1 protein-coding gene and 1 pseudogene are annotated in these 1,330 nt (G+C 58.6%); both read left to right on the forward strand.

The window, feature by feature from the left end; genetic code table 11:
- The first annotated feature begins 105 nt into the window (after positions 1-105).
- Positions 106-774: a 50S ribosomal protein L3 gene (rplC, locus tag I5W_RS20495; protein ID WP_013232185.1), complete on the forward strand. Its 669-nt coding sequence runs from the start codon at positions 106-108 to the stop codon at positions 772-774.
- A gap of 3 nt (positions 775-777) precedes the next feature.
- Positions 778-1,330, forward strand: a pseudogene (gene rplD, locus I5W_RS20500) (50S ribosomal protein L4); the annotation flags it as partial.

Consider the following 1,330-nt stretch of genomic DNA (forward strand, 5'->3'; position numbering starts at 1 on the left):
ATTTTTGTTTCGGGCTATATGCTCGGCTTCGATGTGGGTTTTGCGTCTGCAAGGCCCATAATTTATGGTAGTACGAACATCAGCCCCGCCCAATCGCAGGCGGGAATGGAGAAAACAATGAGCCTGGGCCTTGTTGGTCGCAAGGTTGGTATGATGCGCATCTTCACGGAAGATGGGGATTCGATCCCTGTGACCGTGCTGGACGTGTCCAACAACCGCGTGACACAAATCAAAACGCCTGAAGTGGATGGTTATTCCGCTGTTCAGGTGACCTTCGGTCAACGCCGCGCTTCGCGCGTGGTGAAAGCCGCCGCCGGCCACTTCGCCAAAGCTGGCGTCGAGGCAGGTACTGTCCTCAAAGAATTCCGTGTTGACGCTTCCAAGGCTGCCGAACTGAAGGCAGGCGACGTCGTTGGCATCGGCATGTTTGAAGCTGGCCAGAAAGTCGACGTGCAAGGCGTGTCGATCGGTAAGGGCTACGCCGGTACCATCAAGCGCTACAACTTCTCGTCGGGTCGCGCGACCCACGGTAACTCCCGCTCGCACAACGTTCCTGGCTCCATCGGTATGGCGCAGGATCCGGGCCGCGTGTTCCCCGGCAAGCGCATGACCGGTCATCTGGGTGATGTCAAGACCACCGTCCAGAACCTGGAAATCGCCCGTGTGGACGCAGAGCGTCAGCTGCTGTTGGTGAAGGGTGCCGTTCCTGGCGCCAAGAACGGTCAAGTGATCGTGTCGCCGGCAGTCAAAGTCAAAGCGAAGAAGGGAGCCTAATCAATGGAACTGAAGCTCCTGAATGACCAGGTCAAGCTGCTTCGAACGTCGCCGCACCGGATACCATTTTTCGCCGTGACTACAACGAAGCCCTGATCCACCAGGTCGTGGTTGCCTACCAAGCCAACGCGCGTAGCGGCAATCGCAAGCAGAAGGATCGTGAAGAAGTCAGCCACACCACCAAGAAGCCGTGGCGTCAAAAGGGTACTGGCCGTGCACGTGCCGGTATGTCCTCGTCGCCTCTGTGGCGCGGTGGTGGCCGTATCTTCCCGAACTCGCCTGACGAAAACTTCACCCACAAGGTCAACAAGAAGATGTATCGCGCAGGTGTCTGCTCGATTCTGTCCCAGTTGGCACGTGAAGGCCGCCTGTCGGTCGTCGAAGAGTTCGCCGTCGAAGCCCCGAAGACCAAGCTGCTGGCCCAGAAGTTGAAGGGCATGGGCATGGAATCGGTGCTGGTTATTACCGACAGCCTGGACGAAAAGCTGCTGCTGGCCTCGCGCAACCTGCCGGGCGTGCTGGTGGTCGAGCCGCGTCAAGCTGATCCCGTGTCGCT

The organism is Herbaspirillum sp. B65, from assembly GCF_000333555.1.
In the GTDB taxonomy this organism is placed as follows: Bacteria; Pseudomonadota; Gammaproteobacteria; order Burkholderiales; family Burkholderiaceae_D; genus Herbaspirillum; species Herbaspirillum rubrisubalbicans.

Coding starts and splice junctions, on each gene's coding strand:
- rplC (WP_013232185.1), top strand. CDS start 106: ATGGAGAAAACAATGAGCCTGGGCCTTGTTGGTCGCAAGGTTGGTATG.